The 24,770-nt window shown below is 67.5% G+C and carries 19 protein-coding genes and 1 pseudogene; 9 read left to right on the forward strand and 11 right to left on the reverse strand.

Annotation, left to right across the window (positions count from 1 at the left end):
* Nucleotides 1-57: 57 nt before the first annotated feature.
* Genes fucP through C1922_RS09250 form a run of 4 tightly spaced genes read left to right on the forward strand, consistent with a single transcriptional unit; the run spans nucleotide 58 to nucleotide 6,290 of the window.
* Nucleotides 58-1,371 carry an L-fucose:H+ symporter permease gene (gene fucP / locus C1922_RS09235; protein ID WP_108749473.1) on the forward strand — a complete coding sequence of 438 codons (1,314 nt, stop codon included), beginning with the start codon at nucleotides 58-60 and terminating at the stop codon, nucleotides 1,369-1,371.
* Between the two features lie 7 nt (nucleotides 1,372-1,378).
* Nucleotides 1,379-2,374 carry a carbohydrate kinase gene (locus tag C1922_RS09240; RefSeq protein ID WP_108749474.1) on the forward strand — a complete coding sequence of 332 codons (996 nt, stop codon included), beginning with the start codon at nucleotides 1,379-1,381 and terminating at the stop codon, nucleotides 2,372-2,374.
* Nucleotides 2,371-3,612 carry an AGE family epimerase/isomerase gene (locus tag C1922_RS09245; protein WP_108749475.1) on the forward strand — a complete coding sequence of 414 codons (1,242 nt, stop codon included), beginning with the start codon at nucleotides 2,371-2,373 and terminating at the stop codon, nucleotides 3,610-3,612. Before C1922_RS09240 ends, C1922_RS09245 begins: the two co-directional genes overlap by 4 nt.
* 59 nt (nucleotides 3,613-3,671) lie before the next feature.
* Nucleotides 3,672-6,290: a glycoside hydrolase family 2 protein gene (locus C1922_RS09250; RefSeq protein ID WP_108749476.1), complete on the forward strand. Its 2,619-nt coding sequence runs from the start codon at nucleotides 3,672-3,674 to the stop codon at nucleotides 6,288-6,290.
* A gap of 223 nt (nucleotides 6,291-6,513) precedes the next feature.
* Here the strand turns inward: C1922_RS09250 and mtnC are convergent, their stop codons facing one another.
* From mtnC to C1922_RS09275, 5 genes are all read right to left on the reverse strand, one after another.
* A complete protein-coding gene (gene mtnC / locus C1922_RS09255) occupies nucleotides 6,514-7,209 on the reverse strand; it encodes an acireductone synthase (protein ID WP_108749477.1) in 696 nt (231 codons plus the stop codon).
* Between the two features lie 3 nt (nucleotides 7,210-7,212).
* Nucleotides 7,213-7,770, reverse strand: a complete 558-nt coding sequence (locus tag C1922_RS09260; RefSeq protein WP_108749478.1) for an acireductone dioxygenase — start codon at nucleotides 7,768-7,770, stop codon at nucleotides 7,213-7,215.
* Nucleotides 7,771-7,862: 92 nt separating this feature from the next.
* Nucleotides 7,863-8,504: a methylthioribulose 1-phosphate dehydratase gene (locus C1922_RS09265; protein WP_108749479.1), complete on the reverse strand. Its 642-nt coding sequence runs from the start codon at nucleotides 8,502-8,504 to the stop codon at nucleotides 7,863-7,865.
* A gap of 656 nt (nucleotides 8,505-9,160) precedes the next feature.
* A complete protein-coding gene (locus C1922_RS09270) occupies nucleotides 9,161-10,588 on the reverse strand; it encodes an amino acid permease (protein ID WP_108749480.1) in 1,428 nt (475 codons plus the stop codon).
* Between the two features lie 81 nt (nucleotides 10,589-10,669).
* Nucleotides 10,670-12,145 carry an amino acid permease gene (locus C1922_RS09275; RefSeq protein WP_108749481.1) on the reverse strand — a complete coding sequence of 492 codons (1,476 nt, stop codon included), beginning with the start codon at nucleotides 12,143-12,145 and terminating at the stop codon, nucleotides 10,670-10,672.
* A gap of 133 nt (nucleotides 12,146-12,278) precedes the next feature.
* Between C1922_RS09275 and C1922_RS09280 the strand changes: the two genes are divergently transcribed.
* On the forward strand, nucleotides 12,279-12,893 hold the full coding sequence (locus C1922_RS09280; RefSeq protein ID WP_108749482.1) for an NUDIX hydrolase: 615 nt from the start codon (nucleotides 12,279-12,281) through the stop codon (nucleotides 12,891-12,893).
* 70 nt (nucleotides 12,894-12,963) lie between these two features.
* Here the strand turns inward: C1922_RS09280 and serA are convergent, their stop codons facing one another.
* Nucleotides 12,964-14,205 (reverse strand): phosphoglycerate dehydrogenase, encoded by a 1,242-nt coding sequence (gene serA / locus C1922_RS09285; RefSeq protein WP_108749483.1) that lies wholly within the window; start codon nucleotides 14,203-14,205, stop codon nucleotides 12,964-12,966.
* Nucleotides 14,206-14,376: 171 nt separating this feature from the next.
* Here serA and C1922_RS09290 point away from each other — a divergent pair, with 171 nt between their 5' ends.
* The 4 genes and pseudogenes from C1922_RS09290 to C1922_RS09305 form a co-directional block, all read left to right on the forward strand.
* On the forward strand, nucleotides 14,377-15,765 hold the full coding sequence (locus C1922_RS09290) for an FAD-binding oxidoreductase (protein WP_108749484.1): 1,389 nt from the start codon (nucleotides 14,377-14,379) through the stop codon (nucleotides 15,763-15,765).
* Nucleotides 15,766-15,826: 61 nt separating this feature from the next.
* Complete coding sequence (locus tag C1922_RS09295; RefSeq protein ID WP_108749485.1) at nucleotides 15,827-16,126, forward strand: DUF2388 domain-containing protein; 300 nt, start codon at nucleotides 15,827-15,829, stop codon at nucleotides 16,124-16,126.
* A 10-nt stretch (nucleotides 16,127-16,136) separates the two neighbouring features.
* Nucleotides 16,137-17,966, forward strand: coding sequence for a DUF4105 domain-containing protein (locus tag C1922_RS09300; protein ID WP_108749486.1), 1,830 nt, complete (start codon nucleotides 16,137-16,139; stop codon nucleotides 17,964-17,966).
* Between the two features lie 222 nt (nucleotides 17,967-18,188).
* Nucleotides 18,189-18,482: pseudogene (locus C1922_RS09305) on the forward strand (hypothetical protein); the annotation flags it as partial.
* A gap of 211 nt (nucleotides 18,483-18,693) precedes the next feature.
* On the opposite strand, the gene yeiP reads toward C1922_RS09305, so the two are convergent.
* From yeiP to C1922_RS09330, 5 genes are all read right to left on the reverse strand, one after another.
* Complete coding sequence (gene yeiP / locus C1922_RS09310; protein ID WP_108749488.1) at nucleotides 18,694-19,260, reverse strand: elongation factor P-like protein YeiP; 567 nt, start codon at nucleotides 19,258-19,260, stop codon at nucleotides 18,694-18,696.
* Nucleotides 19,261-19,309: 49 nt separating this feature from the next.
* Nucleotides 19,310-20,080 (reverse strand): SDR family NAD(P)-dependent oxidoreductase, encoded by a 771-nt coding sequence (locus tag C1922_RS09315; RefSeq protein ID WP_108749489.1) that lies wholly within the window; start codon nucleotides 20,078-20,080, stop codon nucleotides 19,310-19,312.
* 237 nt (nucleotides 20,081-20,317) lie between these two features.
* The gene (locus tag C1922_RS09320; RefSeq protein ID WP_108749490.1) at nucleotides 20,318-22,882 is read right to left on the reverse strand and encodes an EAL domain-containing protein; all 2,565 of its coding nucleotides are present in this window, start codon (nucleotides 22,880-22,882) and stop codon (nucleotides 20,318-20,320) included.
* Nucleotides 22,879-23,772 (reverse strand): hydroxymethylglutaryl-CoA lyase, encoded by an 894-nt coding sequence (locus C1922_RS09325; protein ID WP_108749491.1) that lies wholly within the window; start codon nucleotides 23,770-23,772, stop codon nucleotides 22,879-22,881. Before C1922_RS09325 ends, C1922_RS09320 begins: the two co-directional genes overlap by 4 nt.
* Nucleotides 23,773-23,956: 184 nt before the next feature.
* Nucleotides 23,957-24,745 carry an enoyl-CoA hydratase/isomerase family protein gene (locus C1922_RS09330; RefSeq protein ID WP_108749492.1) on the reverse strand — a complete coding sequence of 263 codons (789 nt, stop codon included), beginning with the start codon at nucleotides 24,743-24,745 and terminating at the stop codon, nucleotides 23,957-23,959.
* Between the last annotated feature and the right edge of the window lie 25 nt (nucleotides 24,746-24,770).

Raw genomic sequence — 24,770 nt, forward strand, 5'->3', positions numbered from 1 at the left:
AAGACCTTTTCCCTTCCACGTACCAACGACCTACACGCGCATCGAGGCGCGAAACGCATGCCGATTTCCGCAACGCCCCGTCCATCGGGATCCAACAGCAGCCAGGCGCCGGTGATGAATGCCCGCGCGGCCCTGTGGGTGGCCACCACCATCTTCTTCATGTGGGGCTTCCTGACCAGCCTCAACGATGTGCTGATCCCGCACCTGAAGGCCGTGTTCGAGCTGAACTACACCCGCGCCATGCTGGTGCAGTTCACCTTCTTCGGGGCGTACTTCCTGATGTCGGTGCCGGCCGGTCGGCTGGTGGCGCGGTTGGGTTACAAGCAGGGCATCATCGCCGGCCTGCTGATTGCCGGTGTGGGCGCGCTGGGCTTCTGGCCGTCGGCCGCGCTGCGTACCTATGACGCCTTCCTGGCCTCGCTGTTCGTGCTGGCCACCGGCATCACCGTGCTGCAGGTGGCGGCCAACCCGTACGTGGCCCTGCTGGGCCCGGAAAAAACCGCCTCCAGCCGCCTGACCCTGGCGCAGGCGCTGAACTCGCTGGGTACCACGCTGGCGCCGCTGTTCGGCGGCTTCCTGATCCTGAGCACCGCGGTGAAGAGCGGTGACGAGATCAAGGCGATGCCGATGGCCGAGCAGCTGGCCTACCGCACTGCCGAAGCGCAGTCGGTGCAGGGCCCTTATGTAGGCCTGGCGATCGCGCTGGTGCTGCTGGCGGTGTTCGTCTACCTGTTCCGCCTGCCCAGCTTGACCGAAACCACCGAGCAGGCCGACAGCAGCCACCACACCCTGCTGGATGCGCTGAAGCAGCCGCACGTGCTGTTCGGCGTACTGGCGATCTTCTTCTACGTGGGCGCCGAGGTGTCCATCGGCAGCCTGATGGTGAACTACCTGGCGCTGCCGGAAATCGGCGGCATGAGTGAACAACAGGCCACGCATTACGTGTCGGCCTACTGGGGTTGCGCCATGGTTGGCCGCTTCGCCGGCGCCTGGCTGCTGGCCAAGTTCTCGCCGCGCCGCCTGCTGGCCGGCTTCGCGCTGGCCAACGTGGTGCTGCTGGCGGTCACCCTGGGCTCGGGCGGCAAGGTGGCGCTGTACGGCATCGTGGCTACCGGCCTGTTCAATTCCATCATGTTCCCGACCATCTTCTCGCTGGCCATCGAACGCCTGGGTCCGCTGACCAACAAGGCCTCCAGCCTGCTGATCATGGCCATCGTCGGTGGCGCGATCATTCCGCTGCTGCAGGGCATGCTGGCCGATCGCATCGGCCTGCACCTGAGCTTCGTGCTGCCGGTGGTCTGCTACGTCTACATCATCTTCTACGGTCTGGTGGGCTCGCGCCCGCCGGCCGTCGGCCCGCAGGGAGGCTGAGTCCGAAATGGGTGCGATCGTCTGCTTCGGCGAAATTTTGATCGATCTACTAGCGCAGCCGCCGGCCTCGGCCGACACCCCGCGTGCGTTCCTGCAGTACGCCGGTGGTGCGCCGGCCAACGTTGCCGTGGCTGCTGCCCGGCTGGGTGCGCGCACCCAGTTCGTGGGCATGCTCGGCCGGGACATGTTTGGTGACTTCCTGGCCGACAGCCTGGCCGAGCACCGCGTGGGCACCGACTACATCGTGCGCACCGATGCGGCCAAGACCGCGCTGGCGTTCGTGGCGCTGGACGCGCACGGCGAGCGCAGTTTCAGCTTCTACCGGCCGCCGGCGGCCGACCTGCTGTTCCGTGACAGCGATTTCCAGGGCGCCTGCTTCGACAGTGCCGCCTGTTTCCATGTGTGTTCCAACAGCCTGACCGAAGCGGACATTGCCGCGGCAACCTTCGCCGGCATGGAGCGTGCGCGCGCGGCCGGTGCGGTGGTCAGCCTTGACCTGAACCTGCGCCCGGCGCTGTGGCCGGCCGACACCGATCCCAGCCCGCGCCTGTGGCAGGCGCTGGAGCGTGCCGATCTGGTGAAGCTCTCGCGCGAAGAGCTGGACTACCTGGCCGCGCCGCACGGCGCCGACGGTGACCAGGTCGTGCTGCAGCGTCTGCTGGCCGCACAGGCGCGCTGGGTGATCGTGACCGACGGTGCCGCCACGCTGCGCTGGTACACCCGCGGGCAGCAGGGCCAGGTCACCAGTTTCCGCGTGGCCACGGTGGACACCACCGCCGCCGGCGATGCCTTCGTGGGCGGCGTGCTGGTGGGCCTGCTGGAGCGCGGCGGTGCCGGCGCCGGCTTCGCTGCCTTCTGCCAGGACCCGCAGGCGATCACCGAAACGCTGCGCTTCGGCGCGGCCGTGGGTGCGCTGGCGGTCACCCGCAAGGGCGCCTTCGCGGCCATGCCCTCGCTTGATGAAGTGCAGCAGCTGCTGCAGACCCAGGAACTTTCCGCATGACCCAGACCGCCTCCCGCTTCGCTCCGCAGTTCCGCTCGGCCGAGTTCCTGCGCGCGCACATCGCCGACACGATGGCGTTCTACCACCCGCGCTGCATCGACCCCAACGGCGGCTTCTTCCACTACTTCCTGGACGATGGCACGGTGTATGACGCCGGCCACCGCCACCTGGTCAGCAGCACCCGCTTCGTCTTCAACTACGCCATGGCCTACCGCGAATTCGGCAACGCCGAGTACCGCGATGCCGTTGAACATGGCGTGCGCTACCTGCGCGAGGTGCACCGCAACCCAGCCACCGGCGGCTATGCCTGGACCCTGCGCGATGGCCAAGTCGAAGACGATATGAACCACTGCTACGGCGTGGCGTTCGTGCTGCTGGCCTACAGCTGCGCGCTGAAGGCCGGCGTCGAACAGGCCCGGGCGTGGATGGACGAAACCTGGCAGCTGCTGGAAGCGCGCTTCTGGGAAGCCGGGCACGGCCTGTACAAGGATGAAGCCGACGGCCAGTGGAACTTCACCGGCTACCGCGGGCAGAACGCCAACATGCACATGTGCGAGGCGATGCTGGCCGCGTTCGAGGCCAGTGGCGAGCAGCGCTATGTGCAGCGCGCACTGCAGCTGGCCGACAACATGACCCGGCGCCAGGCCGCCAAGGCCGGCGGGCTGGTGTGGGAGCACTACGACACCAACTGGGAGATCGACTGGAACTACAACCTGGACGATCCCAAGCACCTGTTCCGCCCGTGGGGGTTCCAGCCCGGCCACCAGACCGAATGGGCCAAGCTGCTGCTGATCCTGGACCGCCACGTGCAGGCCGATTGGCTGGTGCCCACCGCCCAGCACCTGTTCGACGTGGCCGTCGAGCGCAGCTGGGATGAAGCGCGTGGCGGCCTGTACTACGGCTTCGCGCCGGAATCGCGGCGCCAGCCGGGCATGGACGGTGCGCCGATTGGCGGCGACAGCTTCGTCTGCGACGACGACAAGTACTTCTGGGTGCAGGCCGAAACCCTCGCCACGGCCGCCCTGATGGCCCAGCGCACCGGCGATGACCGCTATTGGCAGTGGTACGACCGGCTGTGGGCGTATTCGTGGGAGCACTTCGTCGACCACCAGTATGGCGCCTGGTTCCGCATCCTGGATGCGGATAACCGCAAGTACAGCAACGAGAAGAGCCCGGCCGGCAAGGTGGATTACCACACCATGGGCGCGTGCTACGAAGTGCTGAACGTCGTCCGCTGAGGTCTGCCGCGCCGCGCGCTCGCCGGCCATGCCCGGCGCACACAACAGGAGTTTCACACGTGCACCGTCTTCCCCTCGCTGTCCGTCTGCTCCTGCTGCTGTTCGCGCTTGGCAGCTTCCCTGCGCTGGCCGCGCCGCTGCCGGCGCAGTGGGAATTCCGCATGCTGCCCGGCGATGCGCAGGGCGCTGCGCACCCCGGCCTGCAACAGTGGCGCACGGCGCGCGTACCCGGCAGCGTGCACACCGACCTGCTGGCCCATGGCCTGATCCGCGACCCCTACGTGGGCGCGCCGGAGGCCGAGCTGCAATGGATCGGCCTGGCAGCGTGGGAATACCGCGCGCGCTTCGATGTAGACGCGGCGACCCTGGCCAAGGCGCATGCCGAACTGCGTTTCGACGGCCTGGACACCTATGCGGAGGTGCGCTTGAACGGCAAGCCGCTGCTGCGTGCCGACAACGCGCACCGCACCTGGCGCGCGCGTGTGGAAGGACGCCTGCGGCCCAGCGGCAATGAACTGCAGATCGTGTTCCGTTCGCCCATCCGCACCCTGCTTCCGGGCGTGCAGGCGATGCCGCACAAGATTGCCGGCAACTATCCCTCGCCCTACGGCGATGAGCCCAAGGACGCGATGGTCGGCAACTTCGCACGCAAGCCGGCCTACCATTTCGGCTGGGACTGGGGCCCGCGTTACGTGACCGCCGGTGTCTGGCGTGGGGTCGATCTGCAGGCCTGGGACACGCACCGCTTGACCGATCTGGCCGTGCGTACCGATGCCTTGGACGCGCAGCAGGCGCGGCTGGCCGTGCTGCTGCAGGTGGAGCAGGGCAGTGCAGCCGGCTCGGCGAGGGTGGGTGTGGAGGTGCGTGATCCCGAAGGCCGCGTAGTGGCCACGGTGCAGCGCCCGGTGCTGTTGCAGCCCGGCCAGAACAGCGTGGAGATTCCGGTTGAGCTGGCTGATCCGCGGCGCTGGTGGCCGGTGGGGCAGGGCGCGCAGGACCGCTACTCGGTGCGCGCGCAGCTGGGCGCTGGCGGCGACCCGACACTCCAGCGCGAGCAGCGCATCGGCCTGCGCACGGTGGAACTGCGCCGCGAGAACGACGAGAAGGGAGGGCAGGGCTTCGCCTTCGTCATCAATGGCGTGGAGATTTTCGCCAAGGGCGCCAACGTCATTCCCTTCGATGCGTTCCCGGCGCGCGTGGACGTGGCGCGCCTGCGCCAGGTGCTGACCGCCGCGCGCGACGCCAACATGAACATGCTGCGCAACTGGGGTGGCGGTTACTACGAGGACGACGCGTTCTTTGATATTGCCGACGAGCTGGGTCTACTGGTCTGGCAGGATTTCATGTTCGGCGGTGGCATGCAGCCGGGCTACGATCCGGTGTTCCGCGCCAGCGTGGTGGCCGAAGCGCGCGACAACGTGCGGCGCCTGCGCCATCACCCCAGCATCGTGCTGTGGTGTGGCAACAACGAAGAAGAGACCGCGTGGAAGGATTGGGGCCATGGCCGCGACCTGAAGGCTGCCGACCCGGCGTTTGCCGCGCGGGTCTGGCAGGGCTATGTCGATCTGTTCGGCAACGACCTGCGCCAGGTGGTGTCTGAGGACGGGTTGGGCGTGCCATATTGGTCCAGTTCGCCCAGCAACGATCTGGACCAAAAAGCCAACGATTCCACCCGCGGCGACAAGCACTACTGGCAGGTCTGGGGCAATCCGGCACTGCCGGTGCAGGCGTACCTGCACGAGACGCCGCGCTTCATGTCCGAATACGGCCTGCAGGCCTGGCCGTCGCTGGCAACGGTGGACCAGGTCGCCACGCGCGCCGAGCAGCGCGTCGACAGTCCGGTGATCCGTGCCCACCAGAAGTTCATGGCCGGCGAAGGGAACAGCCGCCTGCTGCAGTATATCGAGCGCGGTTATGGTGCGCCGAAGGACTTTGAGGACTTCGTCTACCTGAGCCAGGTGATGCAGGCCGATGGCATTGCACTGGCCGCACTGCATCATCGCGCTTCGCGGCCGTACACCATGGGGACGCTGTACTGGCAGCTCAACGATGTGTGGCCGGGTGCATCGTGGTCCAGCGTGGACTACTTCGGGCGCTGGAAGGCACTGCATTTCGCTGCGCGTCGTTTCTTCGCGCCGGTCACCCTGGCGGCCCTGCGTGACGAAGGCAGCACCCGCGTACGCCTGATCAATGATGGCGCTGCAGTGGACGCGCGTTGGCGGCTGCGGGTGATGGATGTGGACGGCAAGGTGCTGCGCCGTCGCGAGGCGGCAGTGACCCTGGCCGCCGCCGGGGTCACGTCTGTGGGTGACTTCGGCGATGCCGAACTACTGTCCGGTGCCGACCCGACGCGCACCGTGGCGGTGTTCGAACTGTTGCAGGATGGCAAGGTCAGTGCGCGGCAGGTGGTGGGCTTCGTTGAAGCCAAGGAACAGGCACTACCGCCGCAGGCGCTGCGGGCCACGCTGGAGATCGCGGGCGATCACTACCGCCTGCGACTGCAGAGCAAGGCGTATGTGCGCGCCGCGTGGATCGACGTTGGTGCGTTGGATGCGCAGGTGGAGGACAACCTGCTGGATCTGTTGCCGGGCGAGACGCGCGACATCGCCGTGCGCGGCCCGGTGGATCTGGGCGCATTGCGTGCCGCCTTGCAGGTGAAAACCCTCAACGACCGTTGAGAGTGGAACACCCCGCTGTGGTAGGTGCCAACCTTGGTTGGCACGCCAGGACAATCGCGCAGGCGTACCCCGCTCTGGTAGGTGCCAACCTTGGTTGGCACGCCAGGAGCATGCCAACCAAGGTTGGCATCTACCGCGATCTTTGGGCGTACGCCAACCAAGGTTGGCATCTACCGCGATCTTTGGGCGTACGCCAACCAAGGTTGGCATCTACTCTCTGCAGTTACAGCCGGATCTGCTGGAAATTCTCGACCCGCTCGTGGCCGTTGGCGGCCTGGCCGGTACGCGGCAGCGGGTAGTCATCCAAGCGGTCGATCAGGCGCGTCTGCAGCCCAGCCTCGCGCGCGGCGTCCAGCTCTTCCACCACATCGGACAGGAACAGGATCTCGCCGGCCGGCACGCCAATGGCCTGCACGATGCGGCGGTAGCTGTCAGCCTCACGCTTGCCGCCCACTTCGGTATCGAACCAGCCCGACACCAGCGGGCTCAGGTCGCCAGCATCGCTGAAGCCGAAGAACAGCTTCTGCGCGGGCACCGAGCCAGACGAATACACGTACAGCGGCAGGCCCGAGGCGTGCCAGCCCTTCAACACCGGCGCCACTTCGGGGTAGAAGTGCGCGGTGTAGTCGCCACGGCGGTAGCCGGTATCCCAGATCACGCCCTGCAGCGCCTTCAGCGCGGTGTGCTTGCGGTCCTGGTCGATCCAGCCTTGCAGGGTTTCCACCACCAGGCTGTCCTGGCAGGCGCCGCCGATCTCGGTGGCCACCGCATCCAGCCAGCGGCGGATCTCCGGTTGCTGGCCGTGTTCGGCCACGAACGCCGGCAGGGCCTGGCGGGCGTAGGGGAACAGCACGTTCTTGACGAACGAAATGCTGCTGGTGGTGCCTTCGATATCGGTCAGGATGACGCGGGGCTGCATGGATCAGGACGCCTGGGTAGGAATGTAACGCGGGAATTTCTGCGCGATGTCGGTGCCGGTGAAATGACCGACCCAGCCATCCGGCTCGGTGAAGAAACGGATCGCCACGAAGCTGGGCTCATCGCCCATGTCGAACCAGTGCGTGGTGCCATCGGGCACGGCGATCAGGTCGTCCTTCACGCATTCGATCTCGTACACCTTGTCGCCCACGTGCAGGGTGAACAGGCCAGAGCCGGCGACGAAGAAGCGCACCTCGTCTTCCTTGTGGAAGTGCTCGTCGAGGAACTTCCTGCGCAGTTCTGCACGGTTCGGGTTGTCCGGGGCGATCGAGGCCACGTCCACGCTCTTGAAGCCGCGCTCGGCCACCAGGCGATCGATGTCGGCGCGGTAGGCGGCGAACACCTCCTCCTGGCTGGCGCCGGGGGCAACCGGCGCGGCGGCCTGCCAGCGCTCGAAGGTAACGCCGATCTTCTGCAGTTCGGCAGCGATGACCGCGCCGTCCTGGGTATCCAGCAGCGGCGAGTCGGGGCGGGTGTCGTCGTAGATGCGCAGTCGGCTCATGGCGGCAGCTTGAACATTCCGGGGGAAGGACAGGGTAGCAGGGTGCAGGCGGCGGCCAGATGGCCAATGGGCATGTGCCTGTGCGCGATGGTTCAGCCGCGCAGCTTGCGCAGTTCCAGTTCGCAGTGCAGCAGGAACTCGAAGGCTTCCATGTGGCGGCGCGCTTCGGCCATGTCGCGGCCCCAGGCGTACAGGCCGTGGCCGTCGATCAGGTAGCCCCACAGCGGCTGGCGGTCCAGCAGGTCATCGACCTGGGCCGAGAGCACGTTCATGTCCTGGGTATTGGCGAACACCGGGATGTCGATGGCCATTTCGTGGGTGCTGTTGCCGGCGAAGGCCTTCAGCAGTTCGTAGCCTTCCACCCGGATGTGGCCCTGCGCGGCGTACAGGCGCGAGGCGATGGTCTGCACCGGGGAGTGAGTGTGCAGCACGCAGCCCACCTCGGGGAAGCGGCGGTACAGCTGGGTGTGCAGCAGGGTTTCGGCGGACGGGCGCAGCGGGCGGCCGACGGCCTGGCCGTCGAAATCCACCACCATGATGTCGTCCTCGATCAGGCGGCCCTTGTCCTTGCCCGAGACGGTGATCGCGGCGTGGCGGTCGTCCAGGCGGTGGGAGAAGTTGCTGCTGGTGGCCGGGGTCCAGCCGGCCTGGGCCAGTTCGCGGACGTTGTCGATCAGCAGCTGGGCCAGTTCGCTCAGGCGCGCGGTGTCGTAGGGGAAGGTGGGGGCGTTCATGCGGGTGATTTTACTGGATTCGGCCAACGGCTGAGCCCCTCGTGGCTCGGTCGCCGTTCTGATTCCCTGGGTTGGCCGGGCGGGGTGGGCTGGCGGGACACGCCGTAAATCCATCCATGGAGGCTCGTAGGCGCCTTGCTCGCGCGCGCAATCCTGCGCGCCCGGCAAGACCGGGGTTGGGCGTCCTGCCCAACCCGCCCGAGGCATGCCTCGGGCCCATGGCGCCTGCGGTCCCGCCAGCCCACCCCGCCCGGCCACGGACAGGTTCCGTGCGCGCCAGCCACGGAGTGAAGAAGGAAGAGCGGAAAGCGGGTCGCGGCGCTGCGCTTGCTCGCAGCCGAGCATGGCTCGGCTCTACAGGAGCATCGTTCGCCGGACAGAGTTCATCCACGCATGGCGTGGATCTACCACCGAAGCATCTCCCAGACAGAGTCCATCCACGCATGTCGTGAATCATCCGGACGCACCGGGAGACTTTCACGGGTGGGGTGGGTTGGGTTCGCGGGGGTATCCGCGCCATGGATGGCGCGGCTAAGCCTCCAGGGACGGATTCACGGCGTCCCCCGCGAACCCAACCCGCCCCGCCAAACCAGCACACCCGCTCTAGCCGTTGCTCTTGCGGGTGCAGGGCCGCAGGCCCTGCAACCCCCCCCCCTTTACTTGCCCCGCAGGCGGCTGTGCCTGAAGCCGTAGCCGAAATAGATCACGAAGCCAACGATGGTCCATACGCCCATCAGCATCCAGTTGTGCAGCGTCATCGCCGACAGCAGTGCCAGGCAGCTGATCACGCCCAGGCTGCAGACCAGCCAGGCCGCCGGAATGCGGAACGGGCGCGGCAGGTCGGGCTGGGTGCGGCGCAGGATCAGCACGCCAGCACACACCGCTGCGAAGGCGATCAGCGTACCCATCGAGGTCAGCTCGCCCAGGATATCCAGCGGGAACAGCGCCGCCAGCAAGGCAATGCCGATGCCGGTGATGACCGTATTGATGTGCGGGGTGCGGTACTTCGGGTGGATCTTGGTGAACACCGGCGGCAGCAGGCCGTCGCGGCCCATGATCATGAAGATGCGCGGCTGCCCGATCACCATCACCAGCACCACCGAGGCCAGGCCGATCAGGGCGCCCACTTCCACCACCCAGCGCAGCCAGCCCAGCTGCGGATGCGCGGCCACGGCGGTCACCACCGGTTCGTCGGTGCCCAGCAGCTGGAACGGCACCAGGCCGGTCATCACGGCGGCCATGGCGATGTACAGCACGGTGCAGATCACCAGCGACAGCATCATGCCGATCGGCATGTCACGCTGCGGACGGTGCGATTCCTGCGCCGCCACCGACACCGCCTCGAAGCCGATGTAGGCGAAGAACACCATGGCCGCGCCACGCAGCACGCCTTCCATGCCGTACTTGCCGGGGCCTTCATTGGCCGGGATGAACGGGGTCCAGTTGCTGGTGTCCACATACTTCCAGCCGACCACGATCACCAGCACGATCAGGCCGGTCTTGAGGATAACCATGGCCATGTTCATCGCCGAAGACTTGCTGATGCCCACGTAGCACAGCCAGGTGAGCAGCAGCACCAGGATGGCGGCGGGAATGTTGGCGATCGCACCGGTCGGGCGCAGCTGTGCGTCCAGTGGGGCGCTGACCAGGGCCGCCGGCAGATGGATATCGAACTGGCTGAGGAAACTGAGGAAGTAGCCGGTCCAGCTGACTGCCACCGCCGAGGCCGACACGCCGTATTCCAGCACCAGCATCCAGCCGATGAACCAGGCCGACAGTTCGCCGAAGGTGGCGTAGGTGTAGGTGTAGGCGCTGCCGGACACCGGCACCATGGCGGCGAACTCAGCATAGGCCAGCGCGCAGAACGCGCAGCAGATCGCGGCCAGCACGAACGACAGCATGATGGCCGGACCGGCGTGGTTGGCCGCGGCCTGGCCGGTGATGACGAAGATGCCGCCGCCGATCACCGCGCCGATGCCCAGCGCGGTCAGGCCCCAGGGGCCCAGGTGGCGGCGCAGGCTCAGCCCGTTGGCGTCTTCATGGGCGGCATGCGGATGCTTGGTGGCCCACAGTTGCTTGAACATGTGTGTCGGTCTTGTCGAAGCGCCGTTCGAGGCGGCGCGGGGAAAACGGACGGGCCGGCGCAGGGCCGGCCCGTAGGGGGATCAGGGCGACTTGGCCAGCTTGCTGTTGCGCATGCCGTAACCCAGGTAGATCAGCATGCCCAGCACGGTCCAGCCGACGAACAGGTGCCAATGCACCACGAACGCCTGCCAGAACAGGAACAGGCAGGTGGCCGCACCCAGCGGGCAGATGATCCACACCGCCGGCACGCGGAACGGGCGGTGCAGTTCCGGGCGGCTGTAACGCAGCACCAGCACGCCGATGCAGACGGTGGCGAAGGCCAGCAGGGTGCCCATCGACACCAGTTCGCCCAGCACGTTCAGCGGCACCAGGCCGGCCAGCGCAGCGGCGATGACGCCGACCACGATCGTGGCCCAGTAGGGCGTGCGGAAGCGGGCATGCACCTTGCCGAAGAACTTCGGCAGCAGGCCGTCGCGCGAGATCGTGTAGGCGATGCGGGTCTGGCCCATCATCATCACCAGCACCACCGAGGACAGGCCGGCGATGGCGCCGATCTCGACGAAGGTCTTCAGCCAGGCCAGGGTGGGGTAGGGCTCCAGCGCGGTAGCCACCGGCTTGTCGGTGCCCAGCAGGTGGTAGGGCATCATGCCGGTCAGCACCGCACAGACGATGATGTAGACCACGGTGCACACCGCCAGCGAACCGAGCAGGCCGATCGGCATGTTGCGCTGGGGGTCCTTGGTTTCGCCGGCGGCGGTGGAGACTGCATCGAAGCCGATGTAGGCGAAGAACACGATCGTGGCCGCGCGGAAGATGCCACTCCAGCCGAATTCACCCGGCACGCCGGTGTTTTCCGGGATGAACGGCTGCCAGTTGGCCGGGTCGACATGGGCCGCGCCGATGCCGATGAACAGGCAGATGACGGTGACCTTGATCGCCACGATGATCGCGTTGACGAACGCGGACTGGGTCACGCCCACGTACAGCAGGCCCGACACGGCCGCCACGATCAGCACCGCCGGCAGGTTGAACAGCTTGCCCGACGATACGAATTCGCTGCCGGTCCAGGCGATGGGCGCGGCGCTGAGCAGGTCCGGGAACGGCATGTGCAGGGTGGTGGTGATGAAGCTGATCAGGTACGCCGACCAGCCCACGGCCACCGAGGCCGAGGCGAACAGGTATTCCAGCACCAGGCACCAGCCGATGAACCAGGCCATGCCTTCGCCCAGGGTGGCGTAGGAATACGAATAGGCGCTGCCGGACACCGGCATCATCGCGGCGAATTCGGCGTAGCACAGGCCCGCCAGGGCACAGGCGAAGCCGGCCAGCACGAACGACAGCATCACCGCCGGGCCGGCGTGGTTGGCCGCGGCCTGGCCGGTGAGCACGAAGATACCTGCGCCGATCACCGCACCTACGCCGAGCAGGATGAGGTGTTTAGCCGTGAGGGTCCGTTTCAACGTGGCTTCGCCGTCCAGGCTGCCTTCGATGGGTTCGCCAGCATCGACGTGCCCGGCCGGTTGTACCGGCTTGACCCTCAACAGAGCTTTCAGCATGCAGAACTTTCCTGATGATCGGATTGGGAGGGCCACCGATACGTTGCCGGCGGCCTGGAATGGTGAAGGCCGTGCGAACGGCCCGCTGTACCTTAGCCAAAGCTGAAGCCACCGCACAAGCGCAATCGCAACAATGAACGGCGATAATGGCCGATGTTTTCCAGATCGCCCCGCATTCATGAACGAATCCGTCCAATCCCTTGCCGTGCTTGATGATCGGCTGCGCAGCCTGCTGCAGGATTACGCCAGCCGGGAGCCGTCCCACGGCGAGCTGGCTGCCGAATTCGGCACACTACTGGACGATCCGGAAGATCCGTTCCGTCGCGAGCGCCTGGCCGGGCATTTCACCGCCAGCTGCTGGCTGGTCAGCGCCGATGGCCAGCGCGTGCTGCTGACCCACCACCGCAAGCTGCAGCGCTGGCTGCAGCTGGGCGGGCATGCCGATGGCGACCGCGACCTGGCCCACGTGGCGCTGAAGGAAGGCGAGGAAGAGTCGGGCCTGACCGGCCTGGTGCTGGAAGACCCGGCCATCTTCGACCTGGACAAGCACTGGATTCCCGAACGCAAGGACGTGCCGGGGCATTGGCACTACGACGTGCGTTTCGTGATCCGTGCGCTGGGCGGCGAAGCCTTCGTGCTGAGCGAGGAATCGCTGGCGCTGGCTTGGCGGCCGGTGGCCGAGGTCGCGGCAGATCCGCAATCGGACGAATCAATGCAGCGCATGGCGCGCCGGTGGTTGGCGCGTTGATGCATTCCGCCGGGCATGGCCCGGCGCTACCGGTAGATCCACGCCATGCGTGGATGGCGCTGTGCCGGGGTTAATACAGAATGCGCGTCCGCAAGGTGCCCGCGATCGCCGCCAGCTCGTCGCGCACCGCGCTGGCCTGTTCCTCGCTGGCGGTGATGTCGATCACCACGTAACCCACCTTCGGGTCGGTACGCAGGAACTGGCCGTCGATGTTCACGTTGTGGCGCGAGAAAATCTCGTTCACCTTGGACAGCACGCCCGGCACGTTCTGGTGGATGTGCAGCAGGCGCAGGCTGTCGGCATGCTCGGGCAGGGTCACTTCCGGGAAGTTGACCGCCGACAGGGTGCTGCCGTTATCGCTGTAGCGCACCAGCTTGGCCGCCACTTCCACGCCGATGTTGTCCTGCGCTTCCAGGGTGCTGCCGCCCACGTGCGGGGTCAGGATCACGTTGTCGTGGCGGGTGAGCGGCGATTCGAAGATATCGCCGTTGCCCTTGGGCTCGACCGGGAACACGTCCAGCGCTGCGCCCCCAATGTGGCCGCTGGCCAGGGCGGCATCCAGCGCATCGATATCGACCACGGTGCCGCGTGCGGCGTTGATCACGTGTGCACCCTTGCGCATCTTCGCCAGCTCGGTGCTGCCGATCATCCACTGCGTGGACGCGGTTTCCGGCACGTGCAGGGTGATGATGTCGGCGCGCGCCAGCAGGTCATCCAGGCTGGCCGCGGCGCGTGCATTGCCCAGTGCCAGCTTGGTTTCCACGTCGTGGAAGATCACCTGCATGCCCAGCGATTCGGCCAGCACGCCCACCTGGGTGCCGATATGGCCGTAGCCGACGATGCCCAGGGTCTTGCCGCGCACCTCGTGGCTGCCGCTGGCCGACTTCGACCAGCCGCCGCGATGGCACTCTGCGTTCTTCTGCGGAATGCCACGGGTCAGCATGATCGCCTCGGCAATCACCAGTTCGGCCACACTGCGGGTATTGGAATAGGGGGCGTTGAACACCGGAATGCCGGCCAGCTCGGCCGCATCCAGGTCCACCTGGTTGGTGCCGATGCAGAAGCAGCCCACCGCGATCAGGCGCTTGGCGTCGGCCAGCACCTCGGCACTGAGCTGGCTGCGCGACCGGATGCCGACGATGTGTGCCTCGGCGATGCGCGCCTTCAGCTCGTCTTCGGGCAGGGCCTTGCTGTGGGCCTCGATCTGGCTGTAGCCGGCGGCGGTGAACACCTCCACGGCGGTCTGGCTGACCCCCTCCAGCAACAGTACGCGGATATCCTGCTTGGGGAACGAGGTCTTCTTCGGCGACATGGGACGGCACGGCCAGTGGGACAGGGGCCGCTCACTATGCCAGATCACCGCCGCCATGGTGCAGTGCGGAAATGGTTGCATTCGAACCTATCCCCGCGTGCCGACAGGACTGGACGCCCGCCCGCGCCGCTGGCACGCTTGCCCGTTCTTCACGCACCGCGCTGGACCGTCATGACCGATTCCCGCATCGCCTCGCTGCAGCAGGCCTGTCCCGGCCTGAAGCTGAAGACCGAGCCCGCCGACCTGGAACACTACGGCCGCGACTGGACCCGGCGCTGGACCCCGGCACCGCTGGTCATCGCGCTGCCCGCCACGGTGGACGAGGTGCAGGCGGTGATGCGCTGGTGCGCGGCCGAAGGCGTGGCCGTGGTGCCTTCCGGTGGCCGCACGGGCTTGTCCGGCGGTGCGGTGGCGGCCAACGGCGAGCTGGTGCTCAGCCTGGAGCGGATGAACAAGGCGCTGGCCTACGATGCCGTCGACCGCACCCTGGTGGTGCAGGCCGGCATGCCGCTGGAGGCGCTGCACAATGCCGCGCTGGAACACGGCCTGATCTACCCGGTGGATTTCGCCGCGCGCGGTTCCTGCTCGATCGGCGGCAACATCGCCACCAATGCCGGTGGCATCCGCGTGATCCGTTACGGCAACACCCGCGAGTGGATCGCCGGCCTGAAGGTGGTAACCGCCAGCGGCGAGCTGCTGGAGCTCAACAAGGGCCTGATCAAGAACTCCAGCGGTTACGATTTCCGCCAGTTGCTGATCGGTTCGGAAGGCACGCTGGGCGTGATCGTGGAAGCCACCGTGAAGTTGACCGACCCGCCGCCGGCCAGCAACGTGATGCTGCTGGCGGTGCCCAGCTTCGACGTGCTGATGCAGGTGTTCGCCGCGTTCCGCGCGCGCCTGCAGCTGCAGGCGTTTGAATTCTTCACCGACCGCGCGCTGGAGCACGTGCTGGCGCATGGGGCGCAGGCACCGTTCGACGAAGTCCACCCGTACTACGTGGTGACCGAGTTCGCGGCCAACGACGAGGCGCAGGAAGCCGCGGCGATGGCGGCTTTCGAAGACTGCATGGGCAATGGCTGGGTCAGCGACGGCGTGATCAGCGCCAGCGATGCCCAGGCGGCCCAGCTGTGGCGACTGCGCGAGGGCATCACCGAAGCACTGGCCCGCTACAAGCCCTACAAGAACGATGTGTCGGTGCGTATCTCGGCCATGCCGGCGTTCCTGGCCGAAACCCAGGGGCTGATCGGCCGGGCCTACCCGCAGTTTGACGTGGTCTGGTTCGGCCATATCGGCGATGGCAACCTGCATATCAACGTGCTCAAGCCCGATGACACCAGCGATGCCGATTTCGTAACGCAGTGCGAGCACGTGACCAAGCTGCTGGCGCAGGTGCTGGCGCGCTTCGATGGCAGCATTTCTGCCGAGCACGGCATTGGCCTGGTCAAGAAGGGCTACCTGGACAGCACCCGTGGCCCGGCCGAGATCGCGTTGATGAAAGCGGTCAAGCGCGCCTTCGATCCGGAAGCACGGCTGAATCCCGGCAAGCTGTTCGACGTTTGAGTCGCGCATCTTCTTCACGATGCCGTTACGCTTCACCCATTCCCACTGCGAACCGCACCCCATGATCCGATCCGCGCTGATGCTTGCCCTGCTGTCCCTGCCGCTGGTCGGCTTCGCTTCCAGCTTCGCCGGTACCTCGGCCGGTTCGGCCACTGGCGCCTCGTCCGGTTCGTCCGGCAGCAGCTCCGGTGATGACAAGGTGGTGCTGGCCGCGCGCGATGATGCGGCGGCCTTCGTGGCCACCGATGGCCAGATCCGTGGTGCGCGCCTGCAGGCGGCGCTGGTGCACCTGCGCGAGCAGGATGCCGGCGCGCAGCAGCGGAGCGATCTGGAACTGGCACGGGCGCTGCTGGCCCGTTGATGCGGGCGCAATGAGCTCGGCCACCACCGTCGCCGGGCATGGCCCGGCGCTACCGTGGCGCGCTGCGGTGGCGGTCGGGATTGCCGTGATGGCGTGGCTGGTGGCGCCGGCCGCGCAGGCCGCCGACCGCCTGCAACTCGACCCGGCCGGACTGACCGCCGCGCAACAGCACACCGCGCAGCAGACTCTGGACGATGTGCAGGCCCTGCTGCCTGCCGGCCTGCTGCAGGCACTGCCAGAGCAGGTGCGGGTGGGCTGGCGTACCGACCTGCCGTCGGACGTGCATGGCCGTGCATTTGCCGGCGGCATCGCGCTGCGCCGCGCGCTGCTGGATGACGGTGCGCCGGGCGCACGTCGCGCGCGGCGCAGCGCGCTGGTGCACGAGCTGGTGCACCTGGCTGATCGCGCGGACGGGCAATGGTCACGCAGCGCGCGTTGGCGTGACCTGGCCGGCTGGCAGCGGCGCCCCTGGCACCTGGGGCGGGGTGACAACGCGTTCACCGATCGCAGCCCGGATGCCTACGAGCGCCACAGCGCGGCCGAGTACCTGGCGGTGAACGCCGAATACTTCGTACTGGACGCAGACTTCGGCTGCCGCCGCCCGGCGCTGGCGCAGTGGTATCGAGCCCACTTCGGTGTGCCACCGTCGCTGCCCGCACCGCAGTGCCCAGTGCAGCTGCCACTGCTGCAGGCCGACGATGAAGAGGGAGCGGCCTCGTTGCTGCGCCTGGACCCGGCGCGGGTGTACGCGGTGGACTATCTGTTTGCCGAGGGCAGTGCGCAGCCGATGAGCCGCTGGGGCCACAGCATGCTGCGGTTGGTGATCTGTCGCCCGGGCCGCGCGCCTGGCCCCGATTGCCGTCTGGATCTGGCCTACCACCGCGTGCTGTCGTTCCGCGCGTTCGTGGGCGATGTGCAGATTTCCAACTGGCGCGGGCTGACCGGCGGCTACCCCTCGCGCCTGTTCGTGCTGCCGTTGCAGCAGGTAGTGGACGAGTACACCAAGGTGGAGCTGCGCGGCCTGCAGTCACTGCCGCTGCAGCTGGACCGCGGCGAGATCGCCAGTCTGCTGGAACGGACCGCGCAGGTGCACTGGAGCTACGACGGCCGCTATTTCTTCGTCAGCAACAACTGCGCGGTGGAAACCGCCAAGCTGCTGCAGGCGGGCGTGCCACGCCTGGGCCAGGCTGGCCTGGCGCAGCTGACGCCGCGCGGCCTGCGCAAGCGCCTGGTGCGTTTGCAGGCGCTGGATGAAACAGTACTGGCCGACCGCGCATCGGCACAGGCGCAGGGCTATTACTTTGCATCCGCACGCGATCATTACCAGCAGTTGTTCACGGTAGCGGCCACGCAGCTTGATCTGCCGGCGGACACGGTGTCGGGCTGGTTGAAGCTGGCGCCGGAACAGCGCGGGCGATGGCTGCAGCGCGGCGATATGCGCGCCACCGCCGCCCTGCTGTTGCTGGAACAAGCGGCACAGCGCCGGGCCGAACTCCGCGCGCGCGACGTGCTGAAGCGGCGGTTGCTGGCGGCACCTGACAGTGCGGCCACCGCGGATCTGCGCAGCCTGCTGCAGCAGAGCGGGCAGTGGCTGCGTCCGGGTGCGCTGCTGCCGGGGCAGGGCTACGGCCTACCGCTTGGCGACGAACAGGCCGCGCTGGCACGCGAGGTCGCGCAGGCCAGTGCGCAATCGGTGCCGGCCTGGCAGGCGCTGCGCCTGCAGTTGCGCGCGCAGCTGCCGCCGAAGCAGCGCGAGCAGATGGATGCGATCGATCGCAACCTGGCCGTGCTGTCCACGCGTCTGCGCGAGCAGGCCGCATCTGCGGGCGACCCTGCCTGAACCGTGCGTCAGTGCGCAGGCCCCGGTTTCAGTGCCCGTTTACAGCGCGATGGTACGGTCAGGGTTCCTGTAGTTGCGACAAGGAGTCACGCCATGCGTGCAGTTTCCGCCTTGATGGCCGTCTCCCTCGCCGCTGTGCTGGCCGCGTGCCAGCCCGCGCGCCCCACCTCCAGTGCATCCCCGGAAGCGCCCGCATCGGGCACGACTGCGGGCAGCGAGCCTGCTTTCCGCGCGACCGGCAATGAGCCGGGCTGGTTGGCCGTTGTCGGCGGACCGGCGCCGGGTCTGCAGGTTGAAGTGGACTACGGCCAGCGCCGTTTCCACGTGCCGGCGCCTACCGAAGGCGCCGATGGCTGGGTGGGCAAGGCCGCCGACGGCACCGATATCAAGCTCAGCTTCCAGCGCACGCCCTGCCAGGACGACATGAGCGGGCAGGATTTCGAGGCCACCGCGATGCTGACCGTGGGCACCCGCCAGTATCACGGCTGCGGCCGCTTCGCCGCGCCCGCCCCGTAGCGTCGAGCAAGCTCGACGGCCTTGCCCGAACGCGCGTGGTCGGCGCCAACCCTGGTTGCCCGCGCCCGTTCCTGGTGGGTGCCAACCTTGGTTGGTTCGCTCGTTCCTGGTAGGTGCCAACCTTGGTTGGCACGCTTGGCGCAGTCGAGCAAGCGCGACTCTACGAATCTACAAACAGCAGCAGCGCCGGGCCATGCCCGGCGCAGTGCGCTCAGTCGGCGCGGCCGGCGAATTCGCCGGTGGTGGTGTTCACCAGCACGCGCTCACCGTTGCTGATGTATTCCGGCACCATGATTTCCAGGCCGGTGTTCAGCTTGGCCGGCTTCGGGCGCTTGGTGGCGGTGCCGCCCTTTAGTTCCGGTGGGGTTTCCACCACTTCCAGGGTCACGTTCTGCGGCAGCTGGATCGCCACCGGCAGTTCGTCAATCACCTGCACGTAGATGCCGTTCAGGCCGTCGGTGATGTAGCCGGCATCGTCGCCGATCACATCGGCATCCAGGGTGTACGGGGTGTAATCCTCGTCATCCAGGAACACGAAGGCATCGCCATCCTTGTACGAGTAGGTGGACTGGCGGCGCAGCAGTTCCACTTCGACCAGGTTGTCATCGGCATCGAAGCTGGCATCGAGCTTGTTGCCGCCCGGCACGCTGTACATGATGAAGCGGAAGCGCACGTTGCCGCCGCGGCCCTGCGGCGAGCTGCGTTCGATGTCGCGGATCTGGTACACGCCGTTGTTGTACTCGACGACGTTGCCCTTCTTGATGTCGTTGGCTTTCATGGTGTTCTAGGTCGGTTGGGGGAGGGCGCCATCCCGGCGCCCGGGGGAATCACTTCGGAGCGAGGCGGGTAGCGCCGTCCAGGCGGATGGTCTCGCCGTTGAGGTAGGTGTTGCCGATGATGTGGCCGACCAGGCTGGCGAAGTCTTCCGGCTTGCCCAGGCGCGAGGGGAACGGGATCGAGGCGGCCAGCGACTGCTGCACGGCCTCGGGCATGCCGTCCACCATGGGCGTCCAGAACACGCCCGGGGCAATGGTGTTCACCCGGATGCCGAAGCGCGACAGTTCGCGGGCCATCGGCAGGGTCATGGCGACCACGCCGCCCTTGCTGGCCGAGTAGGCGGCCTGGCCGATCTGGCCTTCGTAGGCGGCCACGCTGGCGGTGTTGATGATCAGGCCGCGTTCGCCGTCATCGCCGGCCGGGTTGTGCTGCATGCGGTTGGCGGCGGCCTTGGCCACGTTGAAGCTGCCCACCAGGTTGACCATCACCGTGCCCTGGAAGTTGGCCAGCGGCATCGGTGCTTCTTTGCCCAGTACGCGGCCGGCACCGAGGATGCCGGCGCAGTTCATGGCCAGGTTCAGCCCGCCCAGGAAGTCGTGTGCCTGGTCGATGGCGGTGGCCACGGCGGATTCGTCGCTGACATTGACGTTGAAGTAGCGGGCCTTGTCGGCGCCCAGCGCCGCGACTGCGGCTGCACCCTTGTCGTCGTTCAGATCGAACAGGGCGACCTTGCCACCGTGGGCCACCAGGTGTTCGGCCACGGCCAGGCCCAGGCCGGAAACGCCGCCAGTGATCACGGCACGTACGGAAGACAGCTGCATTGCACGGTCCTGCAGGTTCAAGAACCGCCGATTCTAACGGAAGGTTCGGCGTGCGCTGTTGTGCGGTGCTGCAAAGGCGGGTGGGGTAGGTGGTTTACGTAGAGTCGCGCTTGCTCGACTGTTCCAGCAGTGCCAACCAAGGTTGGCACCTACCGGGCGGGAAATCGTGCCAACCAAGGTTGGCACCTACCGGGCGGGAAATCGTGCCAACCAAGGTTGGCACCTACCGGGGCGGGGTCAGCGGCTGCGGGCCAGGTGGCGCTCGAACTCGGCTGGCTCCAGCCCGTGGGCGAACAGGAAGCCCTGGCCGACGGTCACCCCCAGGTCGAGCAGACACTGCCGCTGGGCCTCGTTTTCCACGCCTTCGGCCACCACGCCCAGGCCCAGGCTGCGGGCGATCGCGCAGACCGCCTCGCACACTGCCACGTCCGAGCGGTTGCGTGGAATGCCTTCCACGAACAGCTGGCTGAGCTTGAGGCCATGGATCGGCAGCCGGCGCAGGTAGTTCAGTGCGCTGTAGCCTTCGCCGAAATCGTCGATGGTCAGCATTACCCCCATCTCGCGCAGGCGGGCGAAGGTGCGCAGGGTATCGGGCGCGTCCTCGATCAGCACCCGCTCGGTGAATTCCAGCTCCAGCGCGGTTCCGGGCAGTTCGAATTCGTCCAGCAGGCTGCGCACGTTGCGCGCCAGGTCGTCGCCGGTGAACTGGCGGTAGGACACGTTCACCGCCACCCGCAACACGCCCAGGCCGTCGTCGCGCCACTGCCGCACCTGGCGGCAGGCCTCGCGCAGGGCCCAGTGGCCGATGCGCACGATGTCGCCGGTGTGTTCGGCATGGCGGATGAACAGGTCCGGGCGCATTTCCCCCAGCTGACTGTTCTGCCAGCGCATCAGCGCCTCGCAGCCGATGGTGGCGCCGGTGCGCAGGTTCACCTGGGGCTGGTAGACCAGGCGGAACTCATCGCCGTCCAAGGCCTTGTGCAGGCGGCTTTCGATCTGCAGGCGGTCGTTCTGGCGCTCGGCCAGTTCCTGCGAAAACACCTGCCAGCCGTTGCGGGTGCGGCGCTTGCACTCGTACATGGCGGTGTCGGCATTCTGGATGAGCTGCTGCGGCCGGTCGCCATCCTGCGGGGCGCAGGCGATGCCGATGCTGGCCGTCACCGGGAATTCGTCGCTGCCCAGCTGGAAAGGCGGCACGAAGGCGGTGATGATGCGCTCGGCCAGTTGTTCGGCCTGGTCGGGCTGGTCGCGCAGATCGCAGATGACCAGGAATTCGTCGCCACCAAACCGTGCCAGCAGGCCTTCGGTGCCGATCGCGCGGGCGATGCGCTGGGTGGCTTCGATCAGCAGCTCGTCGCCGGCGTTGTGGCCCAGCAGGTCGTTGACCACCTTGAAACGGTCCAGGTCGATGTACAGCACCGCTACCCGGTCGTGGCCGGGGCTGGCCATGCGCACCTCCAGGTCGCTCAGCACCGCATCGCGGTTCATGATGCCGGTCAGCGGATCGGTGCGCGCCTGCACGCGCAGGGTTTCCTCGGCCTGCTTGCGCTCGGTGATGTCCTGCAGGGTGCCGGCGATGCGCGCGGCATCGACATCCCCCGTGGACACTTCGCCGATCATGCGGATCCAGAACGAATGGCCATCGCGGCGCTGCCCCTGCAGTTCCAGGCCGAAGCTGCTGCGGTGCTCGATGGTGTCGGCCAGGGCCTGCTGCAGGGCCGCACGGTCATCGCTGCGCAGGCAGTCCAGCAGGTCGGGCATGTCCTGCACGTCGTTGGGCTGGCCGACGATGTGGCGGGCTTCGTCGGTCAGGTACAGGCGCTGCAGGCCGCGGTCCCATTCCCAGCCGCCGATATGGGCCAGCGACTGCGCGCGCGAGAACAGCAGGCTGTTGCGCTTCAGTTCGGTGATGTCGCTGAACATCGCATACACATGCCCGGCCTCGTCGCAGCCACTGCTGAACACCGGCACGTTGGTGCACGACAGCCAGAGCATGCGCCCGCGCGGTCGGTGGTACAGACCGATCACCGTGCTGCGGATCACCCGCCCGGCCTGGAAGCAGCGGTTGGTCGGCCACATGGCGGTCGGCAGTGGTTGGCCGTGTTCGTCCACAACAATCCAGGCTTCGGGGTCCAGCAGCGAATGCAGGCCGGTGCCATCGCCGGCCAGGCCCAGGATGCGGTGCGCGGCCGGGTTGGCCGACAGGGCGTTGAGGTTGCGATCAAACAGGATCACGCCCTTGTCGATCGATTCCATCAGCAGCCGGTAGCGCGATTCGGCGCGCCAGCGGCCACTGAGGTCGCGCGCCACCGCCACGATGCAGCGCTCGCCACGGTCACTGAAGCCGGCCGAGTGCACTTCCACCGGGAAGCGGCTGCCGTCACCGCGCATGTTGGTCACTTCAATGACGTAGGTATCGCCGCGGTTCAGTGCTTCCCAGACCGGTTCCAGATGGTCGCTGGGCAGGTCCGGGTTCAGCAGTTCGATGGGCTGGCCGACGATGGCGTCGCGCGGACGGTCATAGGCCTGGATGCCGGCCCGGTTCACATCCAGCACCACGCCTTCGGCACTGAGGATGCTGACCGGGTCGGGCACGGCGTCGAACAGGGCGGTGTAGCGTGATTGATGGTCCTGGGCGCGCTGGCGCTCGTCCAGCAAGGCCTGGCGGGCCTGTTTCAGCAGTGCGGCCTGCGCGGGCGGCGGGGTGGCGGCCAGCGCGCTGTCCAGTGCGGCCAGGGCGACGTCGGTTGCGGCGGAAGGTTCGCCGAGGGCCGGACGGTCGCGCGGGCCGCGGGCGGTCATGTGGCCGCCAATGCCTGGCCGGTGCGGCTGGCGGTGGTGCGGCCCAGCAGCCCGGCCAGCCAGCGGCCGGTGGCGGCCAGGGCATCCAGATCCACCCCGCTTTCCAGGCCCAGGCCGCGCAGCAGGTAGACCACGTCTTCGCTGGCCACGTTGCCGCTGGCACCCTTGGCATAGGGGCAGCCGCCGGCGCCGGACACCGCGCTGTCGACCACGCGCACGCCTTCTTCCAGGCAGGTGGCGATGTTGGCGATGGCCTGGCCATAGGTATCGTGGAAGTGCACGGCCAGCGCGGACATGGGAATTTCGGCGGCCACCGCCTGCAGCATGGCGCGGGCCTTGTGCGGGGTGCCGACGCCGATGGTGTCGCCCAGCGAGATTTCGTAGCAGCCCATGCGGTGCAGCGCGCGGGCCACCCACACCACGTCGGCCAGCGGTACTTCGCCCTGGTAGGGGCAGCCGAGCACGGTGGACACGTAGCCGCGCACGCGCACGCCGTCTACCAGGGCGCGGCGCAGGATCGGCTGGAAGCGGGCCAGCGATTCGTCAATGCCGGCATTGGTGTTCTTGCGATTGAAGGTTTCCGATGCGGCGGTGAACACCGCCACTTCCTGCGCACCCGCCGCCACGGCGCGGTCATAGCCCTGCTCGTTGGGCACCAGTACCGGGTAGGCCACGCCGGGGCGGCGGCTGATGCCGGTGAAGACCTCTGTCGCATCGGCCAGCTGCGGTACCCAGCGCGGGCTGACGAAGCTGGTGGCCTCGATGGTGCGCAGGCCGGTGGCCGACAGGCGATCGATCAAGGCGATCTTGTCGGCAGTGGACACGGCCTGCTGTTCGTTCTGCAGCCCGTCGCGCGGGCCGACTTCGACGATGCGTACGAAATCGTTCATGCGCGTGCCCCGGCAGTGCCCAGCGCAGGGCAGGTGTCATCGGCAGCAGCGGGGCAGGGCAGCGGGAATCGGATCACGTCGGGTCCTGGGGAAACGGGGCGGCCGGTTGTTCCGGCTGCCAGAGGGGATACGCAGGCCGCCCATATGACCGGCCACGCGGTGTGGGTAGCGTGCAGGAAACAGCTCAGGCTTCGGTGACCCAGTGTGGCGCACGTTTGTCCAGGAAGGCGCCCAAGCCCTCCTGGCCTTCGGCCGATACCCGCAGGCGGGCGATCAGGCTGGCATTGTCATGGTCCAGGCGGTCGCGGTCGCGGCTCTCGCAGACCTGGCGGACCAGCTGCTTGGCCGACGCCGCTGCGATCGGGCCGGCCTTGTCCAGCAGGGCCAGCTGGCGGTGCAGGGCGTCGTCCAGGCGGTCAGGTTCCACCAACTGGTGGACCAGGCCGATGCGCAACGCGGTATCGGCGTCGAAATGCTCGCCGGTGGCGAACCAGCGCCGCGCCTGGCGGGCGCCGATGGCCTGGATCACGTAGGGCGAAATGACCGCCGGCAGCAGTCCCAGGCGGCTTTCGGTCAGACCGAAGCGGGCGCTGGTGCTGGCGATGGCGATATCGCAGCAGGCCACCAGGCCCACCCCGCCACCGAAGGCGGCGCCGTGCACCCGCGCCAGGGTCGGCTTGGGCAGCTCGTCCAGGGTGCGCATCAGCCGTGCCAGGGCCAGGGCGTCGTCGCGGTTTTCCGCTTCGCTGGCCGCGGCCATGCCACGCATCCACTGCAGATCGGCGCCGGCCGAGAACGAAGCGCCGTGGCCGGCCAGCACCACCACCCGCACGCTGTCGTCGCGGCCGGCCTCGTCCAGCACCGTGGTCAGCTGGGCGATCAGCCCGGCATCGAAGGCGTTGTGCAGGGTCGGTCGGTTCAGCCAGAGGGTCAGGGTGGCGCCAGTGCGCTCGATCTGCAAAGCATCGTTCATGGGAATCCAGGGTCACTTCATACCT

Origin of the sequence: Stenotrophomonas sp. ZAC14D2_NAIMI4_7 (genome assembly GCF_003086675.1) — a bacterium.
Lineage (GTDB): Bacteria > Pseudomonadota > Gammaproteobacteria > Xanthomonadales > Xanthomonadaceae > Stenotrophomonas.

Excerpts from the sequence above, each read along its gene's own strand:
- C1922_RS09330 (WP_108749492.1), bottom strand. The coding sequence starts at position 24,745 with ATGAACGATGCTTTGCAGATCGAGCGCACTGGCGCCACCCTGACCCTC.
- C1922_RS09320 (WP_108749490.1), bottom strand. The coding sequence starts at position 22,882 with ATGACCGCCCGCGGCCCGCGCGACCGTCCGGCCCTCGGCGAACCTTCC.
- C1922_RS09315 (WP_108749489.1), bottom strand. The coding sequence starts at position 20,080 with ATGCAGCTGTCTTCCGTACGTGCCGTGATCACTGGCGGCGTTTCCGGC.
- C1922_RS09260 (WP_108749478.1), bottom strand. The coding sequence starts at position 7,770 with ATGAGCCGACTGCGCATCTACGACGACACCCGCCCCGACTCGCCGCTG.
- C1922_RS09280 (WP_108749482.1), top strand. The coding sequence starts at position 12,279 with ATGAACGGCGATAATGGCCGATGTTTTCCAGATCGCCCCGCATTCATG.
- mtnC (WP_108749477.1), bottom strand. The coding sequence starts at position 7,209 with ATGCAGCCCCGCGTCATCCTGACCGATATCGAAGGCACCACCAGCAGC.
- C1922_RS09300 (WP_108749486.1), top strand. The coding sequence starts at position 16,137 with ATGAGCTCGGCCACCACCGTCGCCGGGCATGGCCCGGCGCTACCGTGG.
- C1922_RS09270 (WP_108749480.1), bottom strand. The coding sequence starts at position 10,588 with ATGTTCAAGCAACTGTGGGCCACCAAGCATCCGCATGCCGCCCATGAA.
- yeiP (WP_108749488.1), bottom strand. The coding sequence starts at position 19,260 with ATGAAAGCCAACGACATCAAGAAGGGCAACGTCGTCGAGTACAACAAC.
- C1922_RS09290 (WP_108749484.1), top strand. The coding sequence starts at position 14,377 with ATGACCGATTCCCGCATCGCCTCGCTGCAGCAGGCCTGTCCCGGCCTG.
- C1922_RS09265 (WP_108749479.1), bottom strand. The coding sequence starts at position 8,504 with ATGAACGCCCCCACCTTCCCCTACGACACCGCGCGCCTGAGCGAACTG.
- C1922_RS09245 (WP_108749475.1), top strand. The coding sequence starts at position 2,371 with ATGACCCAGACCGCCTCCCGCTTCGCTCCGCAGTTCCGCTCGGCCGAG.
- C1922_RS09295 (WP_108749485.1), top strand. The coding sequence starts at position 15,827 with ATGATCCGATCCGCGCTGATGCTTGCCCTGCTGTCCCTGCCGCTGGTC.
- C1922_RS09275 (WP_108749481.1), bottom strand. The coding sequence starts at position 12,145 with ATGCTGAAAGCTCTGTTGAGGGTCAAGCCGGTACAACCGGCCGGGCAC.
- fucP (WP_108749473.1), top strand. The coding sequence starts at position 58 with ATGCCGATTTCCGCAACGCCCCGTCCATCGGGATCCAACAGCAGCCAG.
- C1922_RS09240 (WP_108749474.1), top strand. The coding sequence starts at position 1,379 with ATGGGTGCGATCGTCTGCTTCGGCGAAATTTTGATCGATCTACTAGCG.
- serA (WP_108749483.1), bottom strand. The coding sequence starts at position 14,205 with ATGTCGCCGAAGAAGACCTCGTTCCCCAAGCAGGATATCCGCGTACTG.
- C1922_RS09325 (WP_108749491.1), bottom strand. The coding sequence starts at position 23,772 with ATGAACGATTTCGTACGCATCGTCGAAGTCGGCCCGCGCGACGGGCTG.